Below are 26,501 nucleotides of genomic sequence, written 5' to 3' on the forward strand. Positions count from 1 at the left end.
AAGCATTTGTATCAGACAAAAAAATAGTAGTGATACGCCATTTATGAAATGATGTATCACTACTATGATTAGAACTGGCTACCTTTAGGGTCAGTAACCTTTAGCGACTTCTACTCTCTTTCTAAGACCACTCTATAACGCGCATTACCGCTTTCTAGTCGCTCAAATGCCTCATTTATCTCAGACATTTTGTAGGTTTCAGTCACTGGCTGAATCTTGTGACGCGCTGCAAAATCTAACATTTGACGAAGCGTCGCAGGCGAGCCAACTGGTGAGCCTGACAAGCTGTTTTGCGCCATAATCATTGGAGCCGCAGCAATTTCTAACGGTGCTTCTAATATACCAACAAAGTGTAATCGACCTTTTGGCTTTAAGGTCTTGATGACCACGTCCCAATTCATGTCTACATTCACAGTCGAGATAATAAGGTCGAATGAACCTGCTGCTTTTTCGATTTCGCTATCTTCTCTTGAGTTTAGGCAATGATGCGCGCCAAGCTCTTTGGCTTCTTCCATTTTTGATTCGCTGGTGAATGCGGTTACTTCACAGCCCCATGCATTAGCAAATTGTAATGCCAAATGACCCAAGCCACCAATGCCGATCACAGCCACTCTCGAGGTTGGTTTGATGTCGTACTGCATCAATGGGTTAAATACTGTGATACCACCACACAGTAACGGTCCTACAGAATTAAAATCCAAGCCTTCTGGAATTTTTATCACACTGGTGTCTTTTGCACGTACTTTATCAGCAAAACCGCCATGATTGCCGATGATGGTGCCTTCTTGCTCGGCACATAGGTTATGGTCACCGCCAATGCATAAATCACAAACGTTGCAATAGCCTTTGTGCCAGCCAAGTCCCACTTTATCGCCAAGCTCTAATTTTTTTACATGCTTACCTTTTGCCAGTACTTTACCGGCCACTTCATGACCACCCACAAACGGGTATTGCGTCATACCCCATTCGTTTTGCCACATGGACAAATCACTGTGGCAAACGCCGCAGCTGTGTACTTCGATTTCTACTTCATGATCGCCTAGAGTGCCAGGCTCATATTGGTAAGGGGCGAATTTTCCGCCTTTTTCTTGTGCTGCATAAGCGTTAATCATCATTACTTCCTTATTTTTTTAGTGTTTCATGGTCTTTATTGAGTATCAAAATCTATCAAACCAACCTAAATGGCTAAGCGTTTAGAGACTAAAATAGGATAACAACACTCACAAGTAGACCGTTCGACTTGAACGCGCTAAGACTATCATAATACCGAACGTGATACCCAAAAAGCGACGAATCACCAACACTACTGTCAGACCTATTTACTGTCAGACCTATTTACTGTCAGATCTCTTTTATTAAAATCTGTTAACTAGCATTGCTGAAACGTTGCTTGCTCGAATACTCGTAAGCCTTTAGAAAATGCATAGCACTAACGCTTTGCAGCTTCTATCTGAATGTTCAGTTGGACTTTTTCGGTAATACCCAATAGCGTATATTTGCTGATACCCCATTTGGTGCGATCAATAGTCGTTGTAAAATCACCACCGCAGACTGGTTTTTTCAATATTGGATTTAGATAGCAGTTGAACTTGGTGGCGGTCAATGTAATCGGATTGGTTTTGCCATGTAGTGTCAACATGCCATCGACCTTACTGACACTCGTCTTATCACCTTCAGTCGAAAAATGCCATTTGATGGATTTAAATTGAGCCAATGGAAACTGCTCTATATCAAAAAAGTCTGCGCTTTTGAGGGCGATGTCAAATGCGGTGTCACCCGTATTTAAGCTATTTAGAGGAATAATGAGCGAGATATCACCAGTTTTAGCAGTTGGGTCATAATCGAGCTGCCCCGTTACGTTATAGAAACCGCCTGTGTTGGTCGAGGTATTAAAATGGTCAATAGCAAAGCGTACATTCGTATGGGTGGGGTCGATATCGTAAGTTGCTGCCTGACTACTGGCGATACTCAACAGGCTGATGCATAAAGCCAGTATAGGCTTTTGAGAGGACAGTATGAATGTCGAGAGGGATAGTTGATTCATGAAAGCACTCCTTGGCAATAGTAAATGATACGGCAATCACATCCTTTATGATTGTGCACTTATATAATGACAACAAGCCCATACTTAATCAATAAGTATGGGCTTGTCTATTTTGATTCGGTTGCGACTGCTAATGCTAGGTTGGTGATTAGATATAGTCAGCTCAATATAAAAGAGAGATGTTCAAAACAGCGTTCTACTGGGATAACTTTTACTCGCTTGCTGTGCGCGTTGCACTCCAGAGGCTTCGTAAAACTTATCCCAGAACCACTGTATTTTTTTAAATTGAATCAACTATAGAGACGTTTAGGGTCTGTTGAACATTCAAATATTAGGGCTGCTGATTGCTAAAATTGCACCAAACTAGGCGCAAACCGACGATAATGTCGAGACTTTAGCTAGGTTTGTAACAACACTTGGGGTGATTTTAGCATCAGCCTTTCAGGGCAGTACTATTTTCTGCCAATATATGGCGAAATTGTTTAACCTAGAATGACTAGGCATCAAAAATTTCACTGCATATTGTCTAAAAAATAGTGACTGCCAGCACCACATTTGAATGTTCAACAGACCCTAATTATATTTTACTATCTGTCACTGCTTTCTCTTTGCCACTAGGCACAAGCCACTTAGCAAACCATCCTGACAAATCATCCATCAACGTATAGACCACAGGTATCACCACCAGACTGAGTAGCGTAGAAGTTACCAGACCACCTAAAACAGCAGCAGCCATCGGTCGTCTAAAGGTAGGATCCGCATCACCCCAACCAAATACCAGTGGCAACATACCTGCACCCATCGCAATGGTGGTCATCATAATAGGCCGCGCGCGCTTATGGCAAGCATCAACAATAGCCTCAAAACGTGCCAGCCCGCGACGCTGCGCAATGAGCGCATAATCCACCAACAAAATAGAGTTTTTGGTGGCAATCCCCATGAGCATAATAAAACCAATCATAGAAGGCATCGACAGACTGCTATTGGTAATGACCAAACCAACAAACGCGCCACCGATCGATAGCGGCAACGCCATCAAAATAGTAAACGGCTGCAGCAAACGACCAAATAGTAGAATCAGCACACCCAAAATACAGACCACGCCCACCGACATCGCGATGATAAAACCGCTAAAGAGATCCGCCATGTTTTCGGCTTGACCTTGATCGATAATAGTAATCGAAGCTGGCAGCTGCTGCATGCTCGGCACCGCTTTGACCGCTTGCACCAAGTCACCAAGCTCGCCATTGGCAGGTTGTACCGTGATACTAATCGCACGCTCCCGATCCAATCTACTAATCTGGGCAGGCCCTGTGCCAAAGCTCAAATCAGCCACTTCACCCACACGCACCCCTTGCCCTGCTGGCATGGTGCTTGGCACATACAGTCCTTCTAGCTGACTGACGTTTTGTTTGGCAATATCTGGCAGACGCACCACGATAGGAATCTGACGCGTGTCCAAATTGAGCTTAGACAGGCGCTGTTCATAGTCGCCCACAGTTGCGACACGTAGCGTGGTAGCGATGCCCTCAGTGGTTACGCCTTTATCCGCCATCGCCAGTCTATCGGGTGTCACTGTCAGCTCTTGGCGCGGTAAGCTGCGATCACTGGTCACCGCGCCTGCACTTGGCAAACCGCGAATCTCAGTCATGATTTTTTGGGCAGTTTGCTCAAGCAGCTCTGGATTGGTACTAGTCAAAGAAAAATTATAACCACTCTCGCCGCCACTCGACAGTCCAACCGTAAAGCGGGCGCCCGGTACTTCGGTCATCAATTGGCTGATTTTGCGTTCTATCTCTTTTTTGGTGCCGCGTTCTGCACGCGGTGCAAGCACGATATCTAAGCCAGCGATGTTTTCTGCTTTACCACCGCCACCATCCGACGCACCCATCGACGCCTGCGCCTCTCCCACAGAAGAAAAAATATTGGTCACCTCAGGCATCGCCAAGATGCGTGCACTGGCTAATGCTGCCACTCGTTCCGTATCCGCTAGCGACACATCAGGCGTCAGCTCAATAGATACACGGGTTTGATCAATGTCATTGTCAGGGATAAACGCTGTGGGCAATAATTTAACAAGCCCTAGGGAGGCCACAAACAAGACCACTGTCGCACCCATCGTCAGCCACCGATGACGCAGTGTCCAAGTCACTATTTGCAGATAACGCGTCATGAGCGCGCTTTGTTTTTCGACGTGCTTTTTTTCTGGGCGCAGTATGTATGCCGCCATCATGGGCGTAATCAACCGCGCTACCATCAGTGAGGCAAAAATCGAGAGCGCAGCTGTCCAGCCAAACTGACGGAAAAACTGTCCCACAATCCCGCCCATAAAGGCCGTCGGCAAAAACACCGCAATCAAGGTAAAGGTGGTGGCAACCACGGCCAAGCCAATCTCATCAGCCGCTTCCATCGCCGCCTCATAAGGCGTCTTACCCATGCGTAAATGACGGATGATGTTTTCAACTTCTACAATCGCATCATCTACTAATACCCCAATTACTAATGACAGCGCCAACAGCGAGATGATATTGAGACTAAAATCGAACAGATACATGCCCAAAAAGGTTGGGATAACAGACAATGGCAACGCCACTGCCGCCACGATGGTCGCGCGAATATTACGTAAAAAGAGAAATACCACCACTACCGCGAGTAGTCCGCCTTCGATGAGCATTCGTAGCGAGGCTTGATAGTCCTCTGCGATAGGGGTTGCCCGATCATAGACTTTTTCGATACTGATATTGCCGACGTCTGCCGTCAGCTTGGCAAGCTCTATATCTACCAGTTCCATCACTTCAACTTCACTGGCACCACGTGAGCGAGTGACATTAAACGCCACCACCGTTTGATCATTGAGCTTGGCGATAGAGTTGGGATCAGCTGGGCCATCGGTGATGATTGCCATACGTCCAAGCGCTTGCGTACCACCTGCAGGTACAGTGACTTGTAGATTGTTCAGCTCATTTGCCCGTTCAACCGCGCCCAGCACTCGAATGGTTTGGGTGGTGTCCCCGACTTCTGCCTCACCGCCAGAGCTGTCTTGCTGAATGCCAGCGATTTGTTGAGACAATTGCGAAATCGAAAACTGTAAACCACTCAGAGAAATCGGGTCAGCAGCGACGGTAATCTCACGCTGTAGCCCGCCGACACGGCTCACCGTACTGACGCCAGGTATGTCAGAGAGACGTTTGGTAACCGTATCATCCACAAACCATGATAAGTCTTCTACGCTCATATTTTTGGCAGCGACAGAGTAAGTCACAACTGGGAACCCAGCTGTAGAGACCTTGGTAATAATCGGATCATTGGCAGCAGCAGGCAAATCTCCTTGCACCTCACCAACGGCTGAACGTACATCGTCGACGGCTTCTTGAATGTCTTTTTCTAATGTAAATTCAGTGGCAATCGTTGCCGCACCTGTCTGTAGGGTGGTGCGAATATGACTGACGCCTTCGATACTGGTGATCTTGTTTTCAATTTTTTTGGCGATGTCGTTTTCGAGCTGCGAGGGCGCAGCACCTGGTAGTGTTACAGTGACCACCACAGCGGGCAGGTCGATATCTGGAAACTGCTGCACCTTCATTTTCATAAAGCCGTAGATGCCGCCCAATGTCAGGAGCACAAACAGCAAGATAGCCACGAGCGGATTTTTAATCGAATAAGACGAGACGTTTAGGCTCATGGTTGTGCCTGCACTGCTGTACTCGTTTGGCCTGCGCCATTAACGATACGCACCAGATCTCCATCATTCAAAAAGCTACCGCCTTGTTTGACGATTTGGCTGTCATTAGGTAAGGCCTTTACCACTGCTACGCTATCGCCCACGCGTGCGCCTAAGGTCACGCGTTGCTGCTTAATGCGACCTACTTTTTGCTCTTGGCGATCAGCGCTTGTTTGTGTGACGAGCATCACATAGTCATAGCCATCATTACTGACAATCGCGCTATTGGGTATCATCTGGGTACTGGTATTGCCTAATAGAAACTCACCTGTTTGATACATACCGGCCCGTACTTTCGGGTTGGCAGCTAGGCTTGCATAGATAGTGATTTGGCGATTGTTGTCAGCGGTCGGTGCAATACGGCGCACCTGACCCATCACCGAGTCACCACCTGTCAGGCTAACTTTCACAGAAGTGCCAATATTAATATCTCCAATTAGCTTCGGGTCGATATCGGCCCGCCACTCTAGGACACCGTCTTTGATAATCGTAAACAGAGGCTCACCGCCTGCTACTTGCCCAACTTCTACCATTTTTTCACTGATGATACCGCTGACAGGGGCGACAACGGTTGCATTTTCTAAGGTCAAACGTTGATTGTTTAAGCGGGCTTTGGATGCCTGCAATGATGCCCTGGCTCGCACCTCAGAGGTGCGGTAACGATCCGCTTCTTGTTTGCTGATGGCATCAATACTTATCAATGGCAATACACGGGCGGCATCAGCACTGGCGTTCGCTAGCGTGGCCTCAGCTTCTGCAACATCTGCTTGCGCTTGCAACACTTGCTGCTCCACCGCGTCCGTATCAAATATGGCCAATACTTGACCCGCTTTGACACGATCCCCCTCTTCGACTAATATGCGCTCTATCGCAACCCCATTGACTTTCGCACTGACATTCGCCGTGTCTTTGGCACTAATTGTGCCATCAGCACTGAGCGTATTGCCAATGTCATCTTGGCTTGGACTGACAGTCTCTACCGAGAGTACCGCTTGCTCACTACTAGTATTGCCATCAGTCACCTCGCCACTTGCCACAGCGTTAGAGGCCACTGAGTCATCTGTGGTCACATCGCTAGTATTCCAGTATCTACCCAATAATACGCCTGCAAATAACACAGCCGCCAATACTGGCCATAGCCATAATGGTATCTTTGCAGTCGGTTTATCAGTGACCTCTGCTTGACGATAAGGCGGCAGTTGGCTATTCGCTAACGTCTCCTCATGACTGGCTAAATCTGTCTTATTGTTGGGGTCTGAAAGGTCACTCATAATCGGTCTCTATAAATAAGCGTACTGGTGAAAAGCGGTAAGCAAGAGCTGAAAATACAAGTGAGAACAATAAGATATCAACGATTTATATTGATGGCACTCAATCACATTGTAGCTCATTGGACTTAGACGTCAATTATGATGCCTATCTGCCCAGTCAATCTTTGTTTAATCATATTTTTGGGTATGATTGCTTTTAAGCATCACCACTTTTAGGCATCTTTTTTTAGATTTGGCTGCTTTTAGGCAATGGCACTTTTGAGCAATGATACGTTTAGGCATTAGTATAACGGCTTGCCTCAGGCATCCAGCGGTGTATCATCTGGCTGACATCGGCTTTTCGTGCAGGATCTGCAATCAAATGCTTAGCCAAACGCTGAGCAATGGCAAATAATTGTTCGTCTCGGATCAGATCCGCCAAATAATAACCAACATTACCCGTTTGGCGTTTACCCAACAGCTCTCCCGGTCCACGTAGCTCTAAATCTTTTTGGGCAATGACAAAGCCATCGGTGCTATCACGTAAGACATTTAGGCGCTCAGTGCCAGTCTCTGATAATGGCTTTTGGTATAACAGTACACAGTAGCTTTTGGTTGATCCACGCCCGACACGCCCGCGCAACTGATGCAGCTGCGACAGACCCAAACGCTCTGCATTTTCGATAACCATCAATGAGGCGTTGGGCACATCGACCCCTACCTCGATGACCGTTGTCGCAATGAGTAAATCTAAATCGCCTGCCTTGAACGCCTGCATGATGGCTTGCTTATCTGCAGACTTCATCTTGCCGTGTACCAATCCAATCCGAATGTTTAGACGTTCATTGAGATCCTCATAGGTCGCTTCAGCGGCTTGGGCATCTAGCACACTAGACGCTTCGACCAGTGAGCATACCCAATAGGCCTGCCTGCCTGCCTCGCAATTAATTGCAATGCGCTCTATCACCTCATCACGGCGATTGCGATCGATGGTCACCGTCGTAATGGGCGTGCGTCCGGGTGGTAGCTCATCGATGATAGAGGTATCCATATCACCATAGACACTCATCGCCAGCGTGCGCGGAATGGGGGTAGCCGTCATTATCAGCTGATGCGGGGTACTATTTGCCACGCCTTTATTGGTCAATGCCATGCGCTGCTCAACGCCAAACCGATGTTGCTCGTCGATAATCACCAAGCCCAATTTGGCAAACTGTACTGTCTCTTGAAACAATGCATGTGTACCGACGACTATTTGTACGGTATTTTCGCTCACCGCCTCTAACGCTTCACGGCGCTGTTTGGCCGTTTGTTTACCAGCGAGCCAGCCAACACCGATACCTAATGGCTCAAACCATTGTTTGAAGTTCAATAAATGCTGTTCAGCCAAAATCTCAGTCGGTGCCATCACTGCTACTTGCCAACCACTATCCAGCGCGTAACCAGCAGCACCGGCGGCAACCAAAGTTTTACCAGCGCCCACATCTCCTTGTACTAGTCGTAACATGGGAATAGAAGTCGCCATATCAGCAGTGATATCACGCATCACTCTCTTTTGAGCACCTGTCAAATCAAATGGTAATGCCGCCAGTAGCTGATCGGTCAACGGACTTTGGGTCGTACATTTAGGAGCTTTGTACCGATGTAACTGCTGACGTCGATATAGCAGACTCAGCTGATGTGCCGTCAACTCTTCTATAATCAAACGCTGGCAGGCCGCGTGAGTACGCGCGCTTAACTGAGTCAACAATTTATGTTGCTGTCCTGCATTGGTATAAGTAGGCGGCGTATGCAGCAATACTAAGGCTTCAAATATCGACAAGCTGTAGACATTACTATGGGCGGTACTGGTCACACCATGACGAGCATCATTATTTGCGTTATAAGTAGAAGGGCTGGGTTTGTACACGCCATTACTTATCTGATGATCAGGTATGCTACGCGCCAGTGTCGAAAAGATATCTTCTGAATGATCAGGCTCTGCTATCACAGGTTTGGCGGGCTCAAAAGGCACCAATGGCAGATCGTTTACCACGGCAAAGTCTTGCGCCGTAAACAGCGTCATCGGTAGCCCTTGACTACGAACTGTCTGTAATGCCAATTTAATCAAAGTTCGTAGCTTATTTTGATGTAAGCCTTTGACGCTTGGATAGATGGGCTGTAGCCCCGTATCGGTTGTGACTACAGTATCAGTGATGATTTGATATTCAGGATGATGCATCTGTTTGCCATAACGACTGACTTTTACTTCACCGAACAGCTGTAAATGCGTACCCAAATTCATAGTTTGGGCCAGTCCGCGATAGACCTTAAAAAACCGCAAGGATATCGTCCCTGTATCATCATCGATCGTCACAGTCATACCGCTGCGCTTGATATCGACATGGACGATCCGGCCAGTAATCAAAGCCGACTGCCCATGCTCCGCCTCGGCGATAGAGACCAGACGGCTGCGATCCTCATAATCACGGGGCAAATGTAGCAATAAATCAAATATCCGTTTGATATTCAATTGCGCCAATTGCTCTGCGACTTTTGCACCCACACCTGCCAGCGCAGTCACTGGCATATCTAATGCCGACGGTGGCAAATGCGCGGCTGAACGGGTTGAAGAAGGGGGCAATGGTACTGGCATCAATGATCCTAACAAAATTATTTAATTGGTATGGGGTTTGTCCACTATAAAATAGCGATAGCATTGACCTCATTTGCAGCAGGGTTGAAAAATCCAAACTCGACTGGCTCGACTCTCTTTTATATTGACTCAGGCATACATCCTGTCGATTGTTTTGGTAATATTGCGCATAGACAATATCGCACATAATGGCGATCAGCATCAACGAGTACTTTACTCTAAAATACTGACGCACTTTATTATAGCGGACAATATAGTGGCTTATACTACGCTGTTTAATAAGCCTTTTATCAACAAATCTTAATCAACGATACAGCGGTGAAAATTCTAAAGACAAACCGCGCACATCTATCGTACCAGTAACCACTATCCTATTTTTTACATTATGACCATTTTATAAGGTGCTTTTATGTTCGCTGCTGCTGTGTATCGACTACCCCTTCGTCGCTCAAGATTACTGCGTATCAGTCTGCTGAGCGTGCTCGGATTTTACATCAATGCTTGTAGCACATTAGCCCCTACCACTGGCGCATCGACATCAGATTCAGACACTCAAGTCGAACCGCTGCGGGTGGCATTGGTATTGGGCGGGGGCGGTGCTAAAGGGTTTGCTCATGTTGGCGTGATTAAGGCTTTAGAAGCGAATGGTATCAAACCAACTTTAGTGGTTGGGACGAGTGTGGGTAGCTTAATTGGCAGCTTATACGCCAGTGGTTACACGCCAGCAGAACTAGAGCGGTTGGCACTGACGACCACAGATAGCCAACTGACCGACTTTACCTTGTCTAACCAAGGGTTTATTGAGGGCATCAAACTTAAAAACTTTATCAATAACAAAGTTGGCAAACAAGCGATAGAAGACTTCCCGATTGCGTTTGCTGCTGTCGCCGCAGAAAAAAATAGCTTAAAAAAGTCTGTCTTTACCACGGGTGATGCAGGACTGGCTGTGCAAGCATCCTGCAGTGTGCCCAATATTTTTATCGCACCGCGCATTCCGGAAAAGGTCGGGAAAAAGTATGTCGATGGCGGTGTCGTTAGCTTAGTGCCTGTTGATAGCGCACGCGATTTGGGTGCTGATATTGTCATTGCGGTTGATGTGACTGCCGCTCAGAGTCGTACCAATAGCACTAGTAGTAACCTTAGCCCCATCAATAAACTCTCGACTATTAGTACTTTGAGTGACTTTTGGGGGTTGTTAGAAACCAATATCATGGCGACCACTGCGAGTGGCAGTCGCTCGTCATCCATGCGCCTTGAACGCGATCGCGCTGATATCATCATTACCCCTGATGTCGGTCATATTAGCGCGATAGATAGCAGTCAGCGTAGCACCCTTATAAAGGCTGGTACGCAAGCCACCACACCACAGATCAACGCCATCAAACAACTCATTCAAGAAAAATCTAAGCAAAAATACGCCACGCTTTAGGCACATGCAGCGAGAAATACCTCACATTGCAACGCAATACATCAGCTATAAACATTAAATAGCCATAATGACAGCCACAAAAAAGCACCACAATCATAAACTGAGGTGCTCCTTATCGTGTAGCAAATCATGAATAAATACTATTCCGTCAAGCTCACAGGATCAATATTCAATTGTGTTATTTGACGCGCGCGCGATATTTGACAGCGACGGTATCATTCAAACCAACCCCTTCGAGATCCCAACGTACCGCTTTGTAATACTTAAGCGCGACATCTTGTAATTGATTGTCAACTTTGGTGCGTAGTGGCATGCGAGTAAAGTTATTGCCATCGATACTGCCATACGGAAACTCAGGTGAAACGGTATTGAGCAACTCAACCTGCTCTGGGATACTCATGGTAACCGTCATCTTACGTACTCGGTCTGCATTGGTATTAGTGAAATAGCCTTGATACTCTAATACATTGCCTGATTGCAGACGAGTATTAGTATTAATAGGGACCAAAATCTCTTGACCATTTGCATCGACACTGACCAACGATGCTGTGATTTTACTGTTCACGGCTTGTGCGCTTGAGGCATTGCTGTTGGTCGTGTTTGCCTGAACTGCCATTGAACTATCAACTGCTTGCTCTGGCGTTGGCAGCATCGCTGACGCTTGCGTGACAACCATCGCACCGATGAGCGTACCGGCGACAACGTGAAATAAGCGATGGCCGCTCCAAGCACTAAACGGGCTAGCAAATTGGTTACTTTTTTTCATAATTTTCATAATCCCTGGTTGGTATATCGGTAAAGCGCAGATGATAAAGCCTGATTTGTTGTAATGGCTGGTTTGATAATAAAAAGATACGGCTGTATAGGTACAACATAGTTATTCAAGCATAGCCATTTTATATCATGTTAATTGCATGGCTTTAAATCTTTATGACAGACAATAAGTAAGCAACCTAATAGCCTATCGCTACTTGCTATTGATTGGCATATTCAATCAGGTCGTTGGGTCACCTTGATTGTTGTTATTGATTATCTTCGTTCAATGTCTGTAAAGCAATAGCGTTTAGCATAGCAAAAAGCATTTGTACGTACATTAACCCCGTGTTGAGGTTCTGTATATCATTAATCTACGTGACAAAACGCCAAATACAGCTGAAATAAAAGATAGCTCATAACCGCGTTTTTTGCTATGGTAAATCTTTAGCGTTAGGCATTTTTTTGCTGCGCCCTTTTTCTTATTCTAATGACTACTGCTCCCATTATGACTACTAGCTCCATGCCCCAGATTAACCCTGAATATGTCCATTGGTTCCGTAACTCTGCCCCATACATTAACACGCATCGCGGCAAAACCTTCGTGATCATGTTTGGTGGTGAAGCGGTCAATCATCCCAATTTCAGTACGCTGATTCATGATTTTGCCTTGCTACACAGTTTGGGTATCAAGCTGGTACTGGTGCATGGTGCCCGACCGCAAATCGAAAAAAACCTAAAAGACGCGGGTATTGACTCTCCGCTGCATCAAGACATTCGTATCACGCCACGAGCCGCGATGCCTTCTATATTACAAGCGGTAGGTGCCATTCGTCTGCAAATTGAAGCACAGCTGTCGATGGGGCTTGCCAACTCACCGATGTATGGTTCACGTATCGATGCCATCTCAGGTAACTTTGTCACGGCTCGTCCTTATGGTATTCGTGAGGGTATTGATTATCAGATGACGGGTGAAGTTCGCTCTATCGATGTGGAAGCCATCAAAAATAACTTGATTCATGATCATATCGTGGTATTGGGCTCTATGGGCTATTCCGCGACTGGCGAGGTGTTCAATTTATTGGCGGAAGATGTTGCGCTAAATGCCGCCGTCGCCTTGGGTGCTGATAAGCTGATATTCTTAGGTGAAGAGGCTGGCATCAATGATGATGATCGTCTGTTACGTGAGATGATTCCAAACGAAGTTGATCGCTTCTTGCGTGACCGCGACTTAAATTGCGAGATTAACTATTTCTTAAACTGTGCAAGTTTGGCTTGCCGTCAAGGTGTCCATCGCACTCATATCATCTCATACGCCAAAAACGGTGCGTTGTTAGAAGAGCTATTCACGCGTGACGGTTCTGGTACGCTCATCAGTCATGACCCTTACGAAGAGATTCGCCGTGCCAATATCGATGATGTGGTTGGGCTTATTGAGCTGCTATCGCCTCTAGAAGAGCAAGGCATATTGGTCAGTCGTTCACGCGAACGCTTGGAGCAAGAGATTGACCATTACAGTGTCATCGAACGCGATGGTATGATTCTGGGCTGTGCTGCACTACATACCCTAGATTCAGAGTCAGCAGAAGTCGCCTGTGTTGCCGTACGTCCTGAGTATCGTAGTGGCAGTCGCGGCGCTGATTTATTAGCGTTCTTAGAGCAACAAGCACGCAGTCATGGACTCTATAAGCTGTTTGTATTGACCACGCGCACCGCACATTGGTTTGTTGAGCAAGGCTTTGCTGAGGTTGACGCCAGCGCCCTACCTGAGTCACGTCAAGAGCAGTATCATAATGGTCGCAACTCTAAAGTCTTCCAAAAAAACCTGTAGCAAATATGCAGTGACTGATGCTCATATTAGTCTAAATTATTAAAATATTTAGTCATAAAAAAGCCCTCTGATATCAGAGGGCTTTTTATTTTGATCAGCATCCTAATTGATGGATACCAGTCATGTCCTATTTTACTTTTAACAGCTCAACAGTAAAGATAAGCGTGCTGTTTGGCTCGATACCGGCATTACCCGCTTCGCCATAAGCGATGTCTGATGGGATATAGAACTCGTATTTGCCGCCCTCTTTCATCAACTGTAGACCTTCCGTCCAGCCAGCGATGACTTGGTTTAATGGGAACTCGATTGGCTCACCGCGCTCATAAGAGCTGTCAAATACTGTACCGTCGATCAACTTACCTTCGTAGTTTACTTCCACCACGTCAGTTGCTTTTGGTGATTTGCCCGTACCTGCTGTGACGACCTTGTACTGTAGACCAGAAGCAGTCGTTTTCACGCCTTCTTTTTTAGCATTTTCTGCTAAGAATGCGGTACCAGCTGCTTTGTTCTCTGTGGTTTTCTTTTCCATGTCTTTTACAAACTGCTCTTCTTGCTCTTTTTGATACGCCGTCAATACTTCTTGCATCTGCTCTTGGGTCAAAGCTGAATCCTTGCCTTCGTAACCATCACGGAAGCCTTTTTCAAAAGTATTCAAGTCAAGGTCTTTGACAGCTTCTTTATTACCTTCTGCCATCATAAACCCTAAGCTATAACCTACTTTTTCACTTGCTGGGCTCTGTTCAGTGATAGAAACGCTTTGAGCCGCCGCTTCTTGACTGCCGTTATTGGTGCTACAGCCTGTCATTAACAACATAGCACTCGCAAGAGCGCTAACGCTTAAAGTAGTGATTTTTTTCATAAAGTACTCTCTAATTGTAAGAATAGTGGCGAGATGTCACATTCTTCTATAATAACAAATCTTAGTTTTGGTAACTACGTTTTAGCTGAAATTATCAGGCCAATGTACAGTCTATGTTAATATTTCCTGTCATAATAACAAGTTATCACACAAATATAGTGGCAGGTTAAGCTTTCTATCTTTAAATATACTGTGACATCAGCTAAGCTGTATCAGTTAGGGCGTTAAATAATCAACCATTGTCTCTTATTGGTGTCATATAGGGAATAGATACCTTCCGTAAGACACAGATAAGTATCACCGCGAATCTATATTCAAAAAATAGAAAGTATACTGATGCTTTGGATGACAAACGCTATTTAAAAATATAATATCTCTATGTAACATAATTTAAGAATACTATTTATAATAATCATCTATATATTTGTTTTGTCTAACTTTATCTGCACTTATGGTATTTTTAGCGACTTTTGTATGATGTTCAAGGAGGATAAGATGAACCCAATGTATACGTCTTTTAACGGTTATCTTGGTGGACCTATCGGTTCTATCATTGGCGCTATTTTGATATTTATCATTGGTTGGCTAGTCGCACTGGGTATCGCAGCATTGGTACGCGGTGTCCTGTCTAAAGTCAATCTGAATCAACGCATGAACTCTTCAACTGGTAAAAATTACGATCTTGAGGGTATTATCTCTAAGATCGTTTTTTGGTTTATCTTCATCATTGCTATTTCAGGCGCGCTTAGCCAATTAAATTTAAACTCTATCTCAGCACCATTTGCAAATATGATTAATCAAGTATTGGCGTTCATCCCTAACCTTATCGGCGCTATCGCACTTGGTGTGATTGGTTGGGTCGTGGCTACTGTTGTGCGTACTGCCATCAATGCTGCCCTAGCCAAAACCTCTATGGATGAGCGTTTAAGTGCGCAAGCTGGCGTAAAACCTATGAGCAGCACAATCGCTGATATGGTTTACTGGTTCATCTTATTGGTTGTTTTGACCATGGTACTTGGTCAGCTAGAGCTTGATGGTTTGTTTGCGCCATTGACCAATATGGTCGACAAAATCTTTAGCTTTATTCCGAACATCTTGATCGCTGCCGTCGTATTCGTTGTTGGTTATATCATTGCCAAAGTGGTTCGCGGCATCGTGACCAATCTTGTTTCTACTTTTAATGTTCAAGAGCTTGCGTCAAAAGCAGGCTTGAGTGAAAAAAACAGCTTACCTAACATTGCAGGTTCGCTCGCATTTTTAGTGGTTATTATCCCAACCATCATTGCTGCGTTGAACGCACTAAAAGTTGAAGTTATTGCTCGCCCTGCAACCAATATGCTGAACAAAATCATGGAAGCATTGCCAAATATCTTTATGGCAGTGGCTATCTTGGTAGTGACTTTTTATGTGGTACGTATGGTTGCCAACATCATCAAAGGTCTGATCGAAAACACCCAAATTAATCAGTTACCAGCCAAAGTTGGCCTGCAAGACACGATGGGTACTCAAAAAGTATCAGATTTGGTCGGTCATGCGATCATCTTCTTTGCGATGTTGTTTGCCGCTATTGCAGCCGCTGACTTATTAGGTTTCGAGCCTATCTCAGCGATTATCACCATGTTTATTGCCTTTGGTGCTAACATCATCCTAGGTGCGATTATCCTGTTCATCGGCTTCTGGCTTGCCAACATCATCGCTGGTGTGGTTGAGCGCTCTGAGCAAGGTTCACAGTTCCTAGCAAATATCGTACGCGTGTTGATCATGGGCTTAGTGTTAGCCATGGGTCTAAAAGCCATGGGCATTGCAGACTCTATCGTTAACCTAGCGTTTGGCTTAACTTTAGGCGCGGTCGCTGTTGCCTTTGCTCTATCATTTGGTCTTGGTGGTCAAGAAGCAGCCGCACGCTTCCTACGTAAAATGCAAGACAAGATGGATCATGAGCGTACTGAAGCAAAAGCGAAATCTGCGCTACAGCCAAGCTCATCAATTCAAGAAAAAGTAGCCGATTCAGTTCGTGAAAACACGCCTGCTGCGACTAGCTCGCCTACTACTGAGTTGCGTACAGATGTCATCGATACCCCTCGTGTCGATACCAACGATATCTACAATAGTGATGACGTATTGCCTGGTAGCGGTCTGAATGACGATATCAATAAATAAGTCTTAGCACTCTCTTACTCTCCTCAATAAAAAAGACAGCTTAGGCTGTCTTTTTTTGTATGCGTAGGTAACAGTAATACCCTTCTTCACTCATCAATATCACACTATATCGACTTCAAATCTACTCGACTATCAATTATCTTTTTTAGCCGGTATAGACAGATTCAGGCGCACTTGAGGCAGTTTCTCGGTTTGGCGCTGCGTTTCAAGATTCTTATTAGGTGACTGGTCTGGCGTCTGAGCGCTTGTCTGTTTTAGCTGCTGAAGTTTCCTTGTCAGCTGTCGCTCTCTTTGCGTCATGGTGTCTACCGACTGAATCCACAGGTCAATATCCATAAAGGATTCTGTCCCCTCAGTGACAAAATCTATGCCCAGCACAACGACATGATGCAGCTCAATAATTGGTAGCCGAGTCGCCACATCCTGTGCAATCTTCGCCAGATTTGGCTGAATAGCGCCTTTACTGTGCTTAGCAGCTGAGTCTTGACCATAGAATATCAGCACATAATGACGACCCAAGCTTTCATAAGAGTGCTGATGTACCACGTAGCCTGTGTTTTGCAGCTCTTTGTTTTGTTTGGGATATCGATACAGCGTACGAACCAGTTCATGACGCGAAAACAAGGACTCATCTAGTAACTGCTGCTGCCAGCGAGAAAGTGGTATGTCTAGCTGTTCTTCATTACTGGCTTTTTGCTTTTCACCATAACTCTCTATCATTTGCATGCTTAACTGAGACCATAGCGTTGCTGCCTGCTCCATATGCCGATGATACATCTGCGCTGTTTTACTTTGATTTTTATAAGCAAGTGCCATGGCAATTAGTGCTGAATTAGGTTCATCCTGCGCTTCATTTTTGATCAACGCATTGTCTACTTCTATAGCAGAGGTAAACAGGTCAGGGCTTTGCAAAAACTGCGTGACTAGCATCTCTTCTGACTCAAAACTTGGCATATGGCTGATAGCCGACTGCTTTAGCTGCTCTAAATGGTAGGTTAAAAAACGCCATAACTCACAAGGGGTTTGTACTGCTGCCGCGATAGAGTGCCAATCTTGCCAGCTAAATACTTGTAGCTGCTGCATGCTCTCATTGATGTCTACAACCAAGTCTTCTAGGAAGTAACGAGCACCGAAGTAATGGTTCAGTCGCTGCGGGACATTGGGTGTTTTGACCTCATTATTATCGTGAGCAACATTATTGCCGCCTCCTACGAGCTGAATATCAAAAACCAAAGCATCATAGCTTACTGAATGACTGTCTTTGTTCTGAGACAGCGACGCTTTATACCACGCAAGTGCTGACTTTACCGCGGTCATACGGACAGCATTGATGTCAGATGACGCCGTATCAAATGGCAAATATATTGTCAGCTCCAACAACTGTAACGTACCAAGTGGTAACTTATATTGATATTGACGAGCGATATACTGAGCATTGTATTCATACTCGAGTGTCTGCATACCCGCCAAGGTCACTGCTATGACATTTGATTGTAAGTAACAGCTAAGCTCAGTAGTAAGATAGCCCCAGTCGGGCGTTGTAGTAATCGAATGGGACACAAGTTCCAACCTCTTATTGTCGTAGGGTATATATCGCAAATGACAGCTCATGATAGTATCAAGATGATTATCGAGCTTTACAAATACGTTAGTGATGCAAAATTATGCTACATAAGCACTATCAGAGACAGTCGCTTTCAAAGCGATCACTTGTTATGATGATATCAAATCGGTATTGCCTGTGCGCCAATTTATAAATTAATAAGTGCGCGTGACTGCATGTCTCGAACCATCCGTATTTATCACATTTTTCAAAATCATTATATAATAACAAGGATTGAATATTATGAAGCGTTTTAAAGAAAAAACAGTCATTGTAACGGGTGCAGGCTCTGGTATTGGCCGCGCTACTGCCATTCGATTTGCAGAGGAAGGTGCTAGTGTGGTTTTGGTCGGCCGCACTGCTGAGACACTAGAGGAGACAGCAAAAGAGTTTCCACAAGATCGTACTTGGATTCACACGGATAACTACTTTATTATCACTTGTGATATCAGCGTACAGAGCCAAGTCCAAGAGATGATGAAACGCGTCATAGAAAAATTTGAGCACATTGATATTCTGGTCAATAATGCCGGTAAAGCAACGCAAGGTAAAATCACCGATCTTTCTGCTGAAGACTGGCAGTCAGCGCTTGACGTCAATTTAAGTGGTACTTTTTATGTCTGCCAAGCCGCCATGCCACACCTAATTGCAACCAAAGGTAATATCGTTAATGTCTCATCACTCTCAGGGATGGGCGGCGACTGGAACATGGCTGCCTATAATGCCGCCAAAGCAGGTGTAACCAACCTAACACGTACATTGGCATTAGATCATGGCGCTGACGGTGTGCGAGTCAATGCGGTGAACCCAAGTGTCACAAAAACCAATATGACCACCACCATCCAGGATGATGATGCTAAGACGGATAAGTTCTTAAGCCGTTGTCCACTTGGACGACTAGCGACACCAGAAGATATTGCTGCCGCGATTACCTTCTTAGCAAGCGATGACGCGTCTATGATTACTGGTGTGAATTTGCCTGTCGATGGCGGAGTCAGCGCCTCTAACGGACAACCACAGTTTTAGTATTTTCTGATTTTTGAGGCGACAGATAATAGGGCGTATCCTCATTTTAAAAATGGTGATAAAAATGAGATAAATTGCCGTCAAACAAGGAAAATAGCGCAGATAATATCGAGATATTAGTTAGCTATTTGACGCCGTTTGGCAAGATTTAGCCATTTTTAACCCATTTAGATGACTATCGATTGAATTGGGGACACGCCCTAAAGCCTACAGTTTAAAAAAGCCCCTAATAATTTAATATTAGGGGCTTTTTTATTGCCACAACCAAACTATATAAATTTATTGCTACTGTCTTGATTGGCAACACTTACTAACCTTATTACCAATAACTCTGTCATCAATTTATTCAGCGGCATTATTAATATCTTGTAGCGGCTGCGACAAGCGCTCAGGATAGCGTGGTATCACACCGCGATATTGAGCATAGATTTTTGGTAAGTCTGCCTCTATATCACCGCTTGGGTAGACCAGTGGCATAAAACGAATTTCTTTGGTGTTATAGTCCATCGCAACTGGCAAAATAGGCACGCCAGCACCGACTGCTAAATAGTAAAAGCCCGTCTTCCAGCTTTCGGTATATTGCCGTGTACCTTCTGGTGCTAAACCCAAAAACAAAGGCTGACCCGTTTTGAATTTATCAATACTGGCCTGTAATACCGAGCCTTTATCAGTACGATTGATTGGGATAACTCCCATCCAATACAAAAGCTGCGACAATACTGGTAATTTAAATAACGTGTGCTTTGCCATGATACTAATTTTTAAATCCAGCGCAAATAAGCTAGGAATCGCATAAACGCCATCGATATTGGAGGTATGTGGCAGCGCCAACACCACAGCTTGTGAGATATTAGAAATCTCACCAACCGTACGCCATCCGGCTGTTTTTAATATCCATGAGCCAATAATAGGCGAGAATTTGTTGCCACGTCTAGGGACATTGTCGCCCAGCTGTTTTCTGCTGAGATTTGGCAGCACTTTTGAGCGAGCGGCTTTAGACACATCAGACTTAGAACGATTAAAAAGCTTTGGAATCATGACAGTACAATATAATGAAAGGTACTGACATAATACCATTAAGCCTATATGGCTAGGCTGAATTTTGCGTGCTTTTATTATGGTTTCAATCACTTAACTATAAATATAAGTAATGACAGCTATCGCTAACCATTCATATATGTTCCTTAAGGAATATCGCTCAAGCAATACTATTGATCAAATAGTATTTATGAAATATCAGCCAAATCGCCTTTGCTCTCAAGCCACGACTTACGATCAGCCGCACGTTTTTTGGCCAATAGCATATCCATCACGCTATTAGTCAGTACCATATCATCCATATCTAGCTGTACCAATCGACGCGTATCACGGCTCATGGTAGTCTCACGTAGCTGCTCCGCACTCATCTCACCCAATCCTTTAAATCGGGTGATTTGCGCTTTTTTATTGCCCGGCACCTTGGCCAAAATATGCGCAAGCTCAGGCTCATCAAGCGCATAATGTACCTCTTTACCGACATCCACTCGGTACAATGGCGGCATCGCGACAAATAAATGACCGGCATCAACCAATGCAGGGAAATGCTTCACAAACAAAGCGCAAATCAATGTCGCAATATGCAAACCATCAGAATCCGCATCGGCTAAGATACAGACTTTATCGTAACGCAGCTCGGACAAGTCATCAGAAGCAGGATCAACCCCGATTGCAATCGCGATATCATGAATCTCTTGGCTTGACAGTACCGTATCTGATGACACTTCCCACGTATTTAGAATCTTTCCACGCAGCGGTAATATCGCTTGATAATGACGATCTCGAGCTTGCTTGGCACTACCACCAGCAGAGTCTCCTTCTACTAGGAACAGCTCTGCACCATCGCGTAGATCACCACGACAGTCTGCCAGCTTACCCGGCAATGCTGGCCCTTGCGTGATTTTTTTGCGCGCGACTTTCTTGGCTGATTTTAGACGACGTCCTGCTTTATTAATCGCTAGCTCTGCGATTTGAGTGCCCATATCAGCATGTTGATTTAACCACAGACTAAAGGCATCTTTTGCCAAACTCTGGACTGCTCCAGCTGCTTCACGACTAGACAGACGCTCCTTGGTTTGCCCAGAGAACTGCGGTTCAGAAAACTTGAGTGACAGGATATAATTCACCCCATCCCAAACGTCTTCTGCTGTCAGCTTTACACTACGCGGTAATAAATTATGAATATCACAAAACTCACGCAATGCTTCTAAGATACCCGTTCGCAAGCCATTGACGTGCGTACCGCCCTGAGCTGTCGGAATTAGATTTACATAGCTTTCTTGAATCGGTGTACCGCCATCAGGTAACCAAGACAGTGCAAACGTAATGCCCGCTCGCTCGCCGCTTTTTGCCTCATAGTTATAATAGAATGGCGCTTCAGGCAAGGTCTCAAGACCATCTAATTGCTCGTTTAGATACTCGACCACACCATCGGTAAACTGCCAAACCACCTTTTCATCATTGATCTCATCAGTAAATTCGATCGTCAGTCCTGCAGCCAAGACGGCTTTCGCTTTTAAGGTGTGCTTGAGCTGTTTAACATTGAACTTAGGCGTATCAAAAAAGCTACCATCTGCCCAAAAATGCACTTTCGTACCGCGTTTGCGTTTGTTTGAACTGACTGCTTCAGTTAACGGCGTGACTGGTGCCCCATTTTCAAACGCCATATCAAACTGTGTACTATCACGCCATACGGTTACGTTCACGCGTGTTGATAGCGCATTGACGACAGAGATACCCACACCATGCAGACCGCCGGACACCTCATAATTAGAGGTCGAGAACTTACCTCCTGCATGCAAACGGGTCAGGATAATCTCAATACCTGATTGATTAAATTCAGGATGAATATCTGTTGGCATACCGCGGCCGTCATCTTCCACAGACAATGATCCATCTGCATATAGCTGTACTTTGATGGTTTTGGCATACCCGGCCAATGCCTCATCGACTGAGTTATCAATAACTTCTTGCGCCAAATGGTTTGGGCGCGTGGTATCGGTATACATGCCAGGGCGACGACGTACTGGCTCAAGTCCTTCTAAAACTTCTAACGACTGCGCATTATATTGACTCACAAATGCATCCTTAACTATTCATGTGCGTTTAATTCTATTAAACCATTATAACGAAAAATAGCGACGGTAACGTCAATACTCAGTCGCTCACGTCATATAATGTCGTCTATTTAATGCTGTAGCAAACGTTGTAGCGTATCAATGACGATAGGCAGCTGCACATCGAAATCACTAAACCTATGATCGCCACCTTCTTGCAAAACAACCCGTGCATCAAGCCCTCTATAAAAATCTCTTGATAAATACGGATTCAAAAGCTCATCACCCTCTTTGATAAAGACCGCTATTTTATCAGGGTAATTAATTGATTCTAAAGGATGCGCTGCAAACCATTGCAAATCTGCATGAGTAATATGCCAACCACCCGCTGTTGTATGTAGCATCTCATTGTTCAATGTTTCACTTTCCCCACTAGCTGTTGAAGACGATTCACTAGCAAAGCGTTGCAACGTGATATGCGGCTGCGTACTGGGATTTAATAGTAAAGCCGCACAGCCTGTATGATTGCTCACTAGGGTAGAAAAGTAGCCACCTAACGAGCTACCTATCAATACCGTTTCAGCATCTCTACATAATTGAGTTACCAGTTTAACCAGCTGCTCAAACACTTGCTCCGGAGCGCTATTTAGATCAGGGCGATATACGCTGATATCAGGATGATACTGCTGACAATATTTTTCTAACAGTACTCCTTTAGTAGAGTTGGCATCACTGTCTAGTCCATGAATATAAATAATGTTCACGTATCATCTCACTTATTAATTTTGTTATGATTATCTTATAAAGGCGATCAAAGCTAAGCATAGCAGCCGTTGCACAAAAATAATAATAATAAAGTGGCACACTATTAGTCAGTATTTGCGACATAATAATATTGTCATCGTAATTTTATGCAGGTCAAGGAAATGACAGCAGTCATTATGGAGGAACCATGAACCAACAGTTTGAGCTGTTAGAGATTGCCAACCCATGTATTGGTGTTTGTCAAAGCAATAAAAAAGGATATTGTTTTGGTTGCCTGCGAAGTCGACCTGAGCGTCAATTATGGCATGGTATGACCGCTGAACAGCGCCGTGAGGTGCTACGGCTGATCGTAGGACGAAAGCAACGTATCGAACAAATGAAACAGCGCAAAGACGAGCAATTAGGATTCGACTTTGAGGAAGAAATTGAGATGGGTGAGTTGTTTTAGAAAATAAGAAATGAGATATAAAACTGACAACTGTGTAACAGTTGCCTTTGTTGGATTGCCACTTTATAGAAGAATTTAAATAGGTCACTGATAAATGATAAATACTTCAAACTTGTTATTTAAAATCTAAGATTTTAGTTTTAAAAGCTTTCATAAAAGCAGTTGATGCGTAACACAATAAAAATGGGCGCAGCCTTGCTACGCCTGAACACCTTAACTTATTAAGTTATAATGTATCATTAGGTCTAGACACAGTAAGAATTACAGATTTATCATTAGCATTCTCTAGGCGTCTAACTATTTTGACTAAACCACTACTTGTAGTTTGTGATCCGATGATATTTATCATATCACCTGTAATAAGTTTTCCCTGAATAAATATTTCTGTAGTAGTTTTTGGTATTCGAACTTCAGTTAATTCATCAAAACTTAGTTTCGCAGGAAAGGATGAGTCTTTTTCCTCTATAACTCCATATTCTTCAATTTGAGCAGTGAGGCGATATGTTTGTGATTGGGTTCTAAAACGAACTCTACATTTAGCTGTAGCTTTATCTTGGGATACACTTGTCTCTTCATGAATACTGTGACTAGAAGGTCCTGATATAAGGTTACATGTAGAACTAATAATTCGTTTCTGACCAGTCAATGGAGTTAATGAATCACCATTGACAGATATATTAACTTCATGCGATGTTCCATAATGGTTCTTACAATTTTTTGAACAATGATCGCTGTGAGTCATATCTCGCTCAATGGCTTGTGATTTCTTCCAACCTAATACTTCATGCCTTGCAACAACATTTATATCTCCTGCATATGAGGGATATAAAATAAGATTTAAGTTTGCTTCATAGCTTTTTCTCGAGTCAATATTCCAAAGGAAGCCAAATAGTTTTTTCTTAAACGTTTGGTTAATTTTTAAAATTAAAGGAATTCTTGCTGGCTTATCTTTTAATAAGTGGTTTTCAAGATTCACAGATGGTATTAGTATTTCTACTAAGTGAATTTCTCTGGGATCGACCTCTATATTTTCAATATTTTTGCCATCTAGTAGAGCTTCAATGGATGTACTATGGGATTCGCCAGGCAAACCAACGTATGAACCAATAATTCTTAGCTTAAATTTTTCTTTGCCAGAAATTACCGATAAACCTGAAATACGTTGTAATACCAAGTTTTCTTTAACAAAAGGTATTTCACCTAATATCGATCTAACATCGAGAGTTAACGTATCTTTAAATGTATAAGCTTTGTCACTAAGTTCTGTAGCTACATTAGTTGCCGAAGCAAGTCCAATCAAAAGATCTCGCTTATCTTCATCTATTTCGGCAAAAGTTATTTTTAGTTGATTTTGAAATATACGCTCTATATTATCAGCAGTAAGATTTAACTCATCAGCGCCCCTTGTTAGTAATACGTTACCGCTATTTTCAGACTCAGCAATTAAAACTTTTGCTTGTCTTCTTGCAGATTCTATAAGACTTTCAACTGTTTCATTAGCTATTATAGAAGAAGTAACTTTTCCAGTAGCAGCAATACCTGCGCCTAAGACATCAGCTCGTCCGCTAACAGATAAAGTTAACAATGAAATGATGATTAGTATCTTTATATGAAAAAACTTCATATCTCCTCCTTGTTATCTATGCCAACTATTGAACCAAAAATATTCTTTACTGTTTAAATGTAGCATTAATATTATAAATCAACAACATATATATAAATAATTGAATATATTGTTTATGAGATAGATAAAGTACTGAGTACCGCATTCTTAACAGTTTTATAGCTATAAAATTATTTGAATTAATTCAGGCAAGCATAAGATAGAAAATTACAAATATTAGAATTTCTTACCACATCAGCAAACAATGGTATTTTCGAAACAGCTCACGTTTTGTATAAATAGAAGTAGAGATTTAGATATAAACAGAAATAAGGGCCGAAGAAAAGCCACGAACGAATTGATGTTGGGGTTTTAACTTTTAGAATATAGTCAGTCCAATATTAAAAAGATACAGCGGGACTGGGATGAATTTTTTACAGCCTCTGTCGGCATAGGTATAGCGAGCCAGAAAAATTTATACCAGTTTTGCGTTATTAAATACTGTATCCATTTTATTGAGTATCGGCTATAGAGAGCTGACGAACGAGGAGAGCCCCATAAAAATTGTATACCAATTTTAGGCAGCGCAAGAGCTATCTACAGGCATAGCCCTTCGTCTTGCAATACGGACGACTGTCTCCCAGACAGTCGTTATTCCTTGCTCACCTTTAAATAGGATTTTCTGGGTATGTCACTAGGAATAAAAGATAAAAAAAGAGCTACTTTTGAGTATAGAAAGCTGACGATAACCTAATCTTCCATCTGCCACTTATCATCTACCCAAACTGCATCACTATCATCTAAATGCACATGCCACTCTGCATCAGCGACTGCCAGTCGAATCTCAGTCAGACAATGTAGCCAATAATTAATGCTATACATCAAAACCTCCATCTCTGTGCTAGACGGCATTTTTGTAGCGCCTGCTAAGATGACCTCTGACTCACTATCATCATAGGCATAAAGGTCAAAAGACTCCGCTTCTTCTGCATACTCAAAAGTGTCATTATACTTATCAATGATAAGCGCAATATCCTCTTGCTCCTGCTCAGTTAAAAGCGTCGTACGCTCAGCTGTATAATAAAGTGAAACGCCCATAATATGCTCCTAAAGGTAAGAATAATGATAAATAGTATCACACTGGCACTTTTTTAAGCACAAAGAAAAGCCCCCTTCGCTAACGCGGAGGGGGCTTTTACTTTAGAATAGAGAGCTGACGATGACCTACTCTCACATGGGCGAACCCACACTACCATTGGCGCAACGATGTTTCACTTCTGAG

Annotated in this window: 18 protein-coding genes; 5 read left to right on the top strand and 13 right to left on the bottom strand. The window is 43.9% G+C overall.

Annotation, left to right across the window (positions count from 1 at the left end; genetic code table 11):
* Positions 1-110: 110 nt before the first annotated feature.
* The 5 genes from ahr to recG form a co-directional block, all read right to left on the bottom strand.
* Complete coding sequence (gene ahr / locus IP510_RS11915; protein WP_194365068.1) at positions 111-1,112, bottom strand: NADPH-dependent aldehyde reductase Ahr; 1,002 nt, start codon at positions 1,110-1,112, stop codon at positions 111-113.
* A gap of 317 nt (positions 1,113-1,429) precedes the next feature.
* Positions 1,430-2,044 (bottom strand): YceI family protein, encoded by a 615-nt coding sequence (locus tag IP510_RS11920; protein ID WP_194365069.1) that lies wholly within the window; start codon positions 2,042-2,044, stop codon positions 1,430-1,432.
* A 577-nt stretch (positions 2,045-2,621) separates the two neighbouring features.
* Entirely contained in the window at positions 2,622-5,726 is a 3,105-nt protein-coding gene (locus IP510_RS11925) for an efflux RND transporter permease subunit (protein WP_194365070.1), read from the bottom strand.
* Positions 5,723-7,036, bottom strand: coding sequence for an efflux RND transporter periplasmic adaptor subunit (locus IP510_RS11930; RefSeq protein ID WP_194365071.1), 1,314 nt, complete (start codon positions 7,034-7,036; stop codon positions 5,723-5,725). Before IP510_RS11930 ends, IP510_RS11925 begins: the two co-directional genes overlap by 4 nt.
* A gap of 274 nt (positions 7,037-7,310) precedes the next feature.
* Positions 7,311-9,650, bottom strand: coding sequence for an ATP-dependent DNA helicase RecG (gene recG / locus IP510_RS11935; protein WP_194365072.1), 2,340 nt, complete (start codon positions 9,648-9,650; stop codon positions 7,311-7,313).
* Between the two features lie 409 nt (positions 9,651-10,059).
* Between recG and IP510_RS11940 the strand changes: the two genes are divergently transcribed.
* Positions 10,060-11,079, top strand: coding sequence for a patatin-like phospholipase family protein (locus tag IP510_RS11940; RefSeq protein WP_194365073.1), 1,020 nt, complete (start codon positions 10,060-10,062; stop codon positions 11,077-11,079).
* Between the two features lie 178 nt (positions 11,080-11,257).
* Here IP510_RS11940 and IP510_RS11945 read toward each other — a convergent pair whose 3' ends face one another.
* Positions 11,258-11,845, bottom strand: coding sequence for a hypothetical protein (locus IP510_RS11945; protein ID WP_194365074.1), 588 nt, complete (start codon positions 11,843-11,845; stop codon positions 11,258-11,260).
* Between the two features lie 495 nt (positions 11,846-12,340).
* On the opposite strand from IP510_RS11945, the gene argA reads away from it, so the two are divergent.
* Positions 12,341-13,663, top strand: coding sequence for an amino-acid N-acetyltransferase (gene argA, locus IP510_RS11950; protein ID WP_194365075.1), 1,323 nt, complete (start codon positions 12,341-12,343; stop codon positions 13,661-13,663).
* A 127-nt stretch (positions 13,664-13,790) separates the two neighbouring features.
* Here the strand turns inward: argA and IP510_RS11955 are convergent, their stop codons facing one another.
* Positions 13,791-14,522 (bottom strand): FKBP-type peptidyl-prolyl cis-trans isomerase, encoded by a 732-nt coding sequence (locus IP510_RS11955; RefSeq protein WP_194365076.1) that lies wholly within the window; start codon positions 14,520-14,522, stop codon positions 13,791-13,793.
* 495 nt (positions 14,523-15,017) lie between these two features.
* Between IP510_RS11955 and IP510_RS11960 the strand changes: the two genes are divergently transcribed.
* Positions 15,018-16,682, top strand: coding sequence for a mechanosensitive ion channel (locus IP510_RS11960; RefSeq protein WP_194365077.1), 1,665 nt, complete (start codon positions 15,018-15,020; stop codon positions 16,680-16,682).
* Positions 16,683-16,814: 132 nt separating this feature from the next.
* On the opposite strand, the gene IP510_RS11965 is transcribed toward IP510_RS11960, so the two are convergent.
* Entirely contained in the window at positions 16,815-18,242 is a 1,428-nt protein-coding gene (locus tag IP510_RS11965; RefSeq protein ID WP_194365078.1) for a hypothetical protein, read from the bottom strand.
* 286 nt (positions 18,243-18,528) lie between these two features.
* On the opposite strand from IP510_RS11965, the gene IP510_RS11970 reads away from it, so the two are divergent.
* The gene (locus tag IP510_RS11970; RefSeq protein ID WP_194365079.1) at positions 18,529-19,311 is read left to right on the top strand and encodes an SDR family NAD(P)-dependent oxidoreductase; all 783 of its coding nucleotides are present in this window, start codon (positions 18,529-18,531) and stop codon (positions 19,309-19,311) included.
* 342 nt (positions 19,312-19,653) lie between these two features.
* Here IP510_RS11970 and IP510_RS11975 read toward each other — a convergent pair whose 3' ends face one another.
* The 3 genes from IP510_RS11975 to IP510_RS11985 all read right to left on the bottom strand — a co-directional run bounded on the left by IP510_RS11975 (position 19,654) and on the right by IP510_RS11985 (position 23,167).
* On the bottom strand, positions 19,654-20,349 hold the full coding sequence (locus IP510_RS11975) for a lysophospholipid acyltransferase family protein (protein ID WP_227669717.1): 696 nt from the start codon (positions 20,347-20,349) through the stop codon (positions 19,654-19,656).
* A gap of 188 nt (positions 20,350-20,537) precedes the next feature.
* The gene (gene parE, locus IP510_RS11980; protein ID WP_194365081.1) at positions 20,538-22,424 is read right to left on the bottom strand and encodes a DNA topoisomerase IV subunit B; all 1,887 of its coding nucleotides are present in this window, start codon (positions 22,422-22,424) and stop codon (positions 20,538-20,540) included.
* A 110-nt stretch (positions 22,425-22,534) separates the two neighbouring features.
* Positions 22,535-23,167 carry a YqiA/YcfP family alpha/beta fold hydrolase gene (locus IP510_RS11985; RefSeq protein WP_194365082.1) on the bottom strand — a complete coding sequence of 211 codons (633 nt, stop codon included), beginning with the start codon at positions 23,165-23,167 and terminating at the stop codon, positions 22,535-22,537.
* Positions 23,168-23,355: 188 nt separating this feature from the next.
* On the opposite strand from IP510_RS11985, the gene IP510_RS11990 reads away from it, so the two are divergent.
* The gene (locus tag IP510_RS11990; protein ID WP_194365083.1) at positions 23,356-23,616 is read left to right on the top strand and encodes a DUF1289 domain-containing protein; all 261 of its coding nucleotides are present in this window, start codon (positions 23,356-23,358) and stop codon (positions 23,614-23,616) included.
* 226 nt (positions 23,617-23,842) lie between these two features.
* Here IP510_RS11990 and IP510_RS11995 read toward each other — a convergent pair whose 3' ends face one another.
* Positions 23,843-25,240: a hypothetical protein gene (locus IP510_RS11995; protein ID WP_194365084.1), complete on the bottom strand. Its 1,398-nt coding sequence runs from the start codon at positions 25,238-25,240 to the stop codon at positions 23,843-23,845.
* A gap of 729 nt (positions 25,241-25,969) precedes the next feature.
* Positions 25,970-26,317, bottom strand: a complete 348-nt coding sequence (locus IP510_RS12000) for a hypothetical protein (protein WP_194365085.1) — start codon at positions 26,315-26,317, stop codon at positions 25,970-25,972.
* Positions 26,318-26,501: the final 184 nt, after the last annotated feature.

This window comes from Psychrobacter sp. NG254, from assembly GCF_015277735.1.
Classification (GTDB): Bacteria; Pseudomonadota; Gammaproteobacteria; order Pseudomonadales; family Moraxellaceae; genus Psychrobacter.

Bases quoted from the DNA above. Each gene is read 5' to 3' on its own strand.
- ahr (WP_194365068.1), bottom strand. From the start codon at position 1,112: ATGATTAACGCTTATGCAGCACAAGAAAAAGGCGGAAAATTCGCCCCT.
- IP510_RS11920 (WP_194365069.1), bottom strand. From the start codon at position 2,044: ATGAATCAACTATCCCTCTCGACATTCATACTGTCCTCTCAAAAGCCT.
- IP510_RS11925 (WP_194365070.1), bottom strand. From the start codon at position 5,726: ATGAGCCTAAACGTCTCGTCTTATTCGATTAAAAATCCGCTCGTGGCT.
- IP510_RS11930 (WP_194365071.1), bottom strand. From the start codon at position 7,036: ATGAGTGACCTTTCAGACCCCAACAATAAGACAGATTTAGCCAGTCAT.
- recG (WP_194365072.1), bottom strand. From the start codon at position 9,650: ATGCCAGTACCATTGCCCCCTTCTTCAACCCGTTCAGCCGCGCATTTG.
- IP510_RS11940 (WP_194365073.1), top strand. From the start codon at position 10,060: ATGTTCGCTGCTGCTGTGTATCGACTACCCCTTCGTCGCTCAAGATTA.
- IP510_RS11945 (WP_194365074.1), bottom strand. From the start codon at position 11,845: ATGAAAAAAAGTAACCAATTTGCTAGCCCGTTTAGTGCTTGGAGCGGC.
- argA (WP_194365075.1), top strand. From the start codon at position 12,341: ATGACTACTAGCTCCATGCCCCAGATTAACCCTGAATATGTCCATTGG.
- IP510_RS11955 (WP_194365076.1), bottom strand. From the start codon at position 14,522: ATGAAAAAAATCACTACTTTAAGCGTTAGCGCTCTTGCGAGTGCTATG.
- IP510_RS11960 (WP_194365077.1), top strand. From the start codon at position 15,018: ATGAACCCAATGTATACGTCTTTTAACGGTTATCTTGGTGGACCTATC.
- IP510_RS11970 (WP_194365079.1), top strand. From the start codon at position 18,529: ATGAAGCGTTTTAAAGAAAAAACAGTCATTGTAACGGGTGCAGGCTCT.
- IP510_RS11975 (WP_227669717.1), bottom strand. From the start codon at position 20,349: ATGATTCCAAAGCTTTTTAATCGTTCTAAGTCTGATGTGTCTAAAGCC.
- IP510_RS11990 (WP_194365083.1), top strand. From the start codon at position 23,356: ATGAACCAACAGTTTGAGCTGTTAGAGATTGCCAACCCATGTATTGGT.
- IP510_RS11995 (WP_194365084.1), bottom strand. From the start codon at position 25,240: ATGAAGTTTTTTCATATAAAGATACTAATCATCATTTCATTGTTAACT.
- IP510_RS12000 (WP_194365085.1), bottom strand. From the start codon at position 26,317: ATGGGCGTTTCACTTTATTATACAGCTGAGCGTACGACGCTTTTAACT.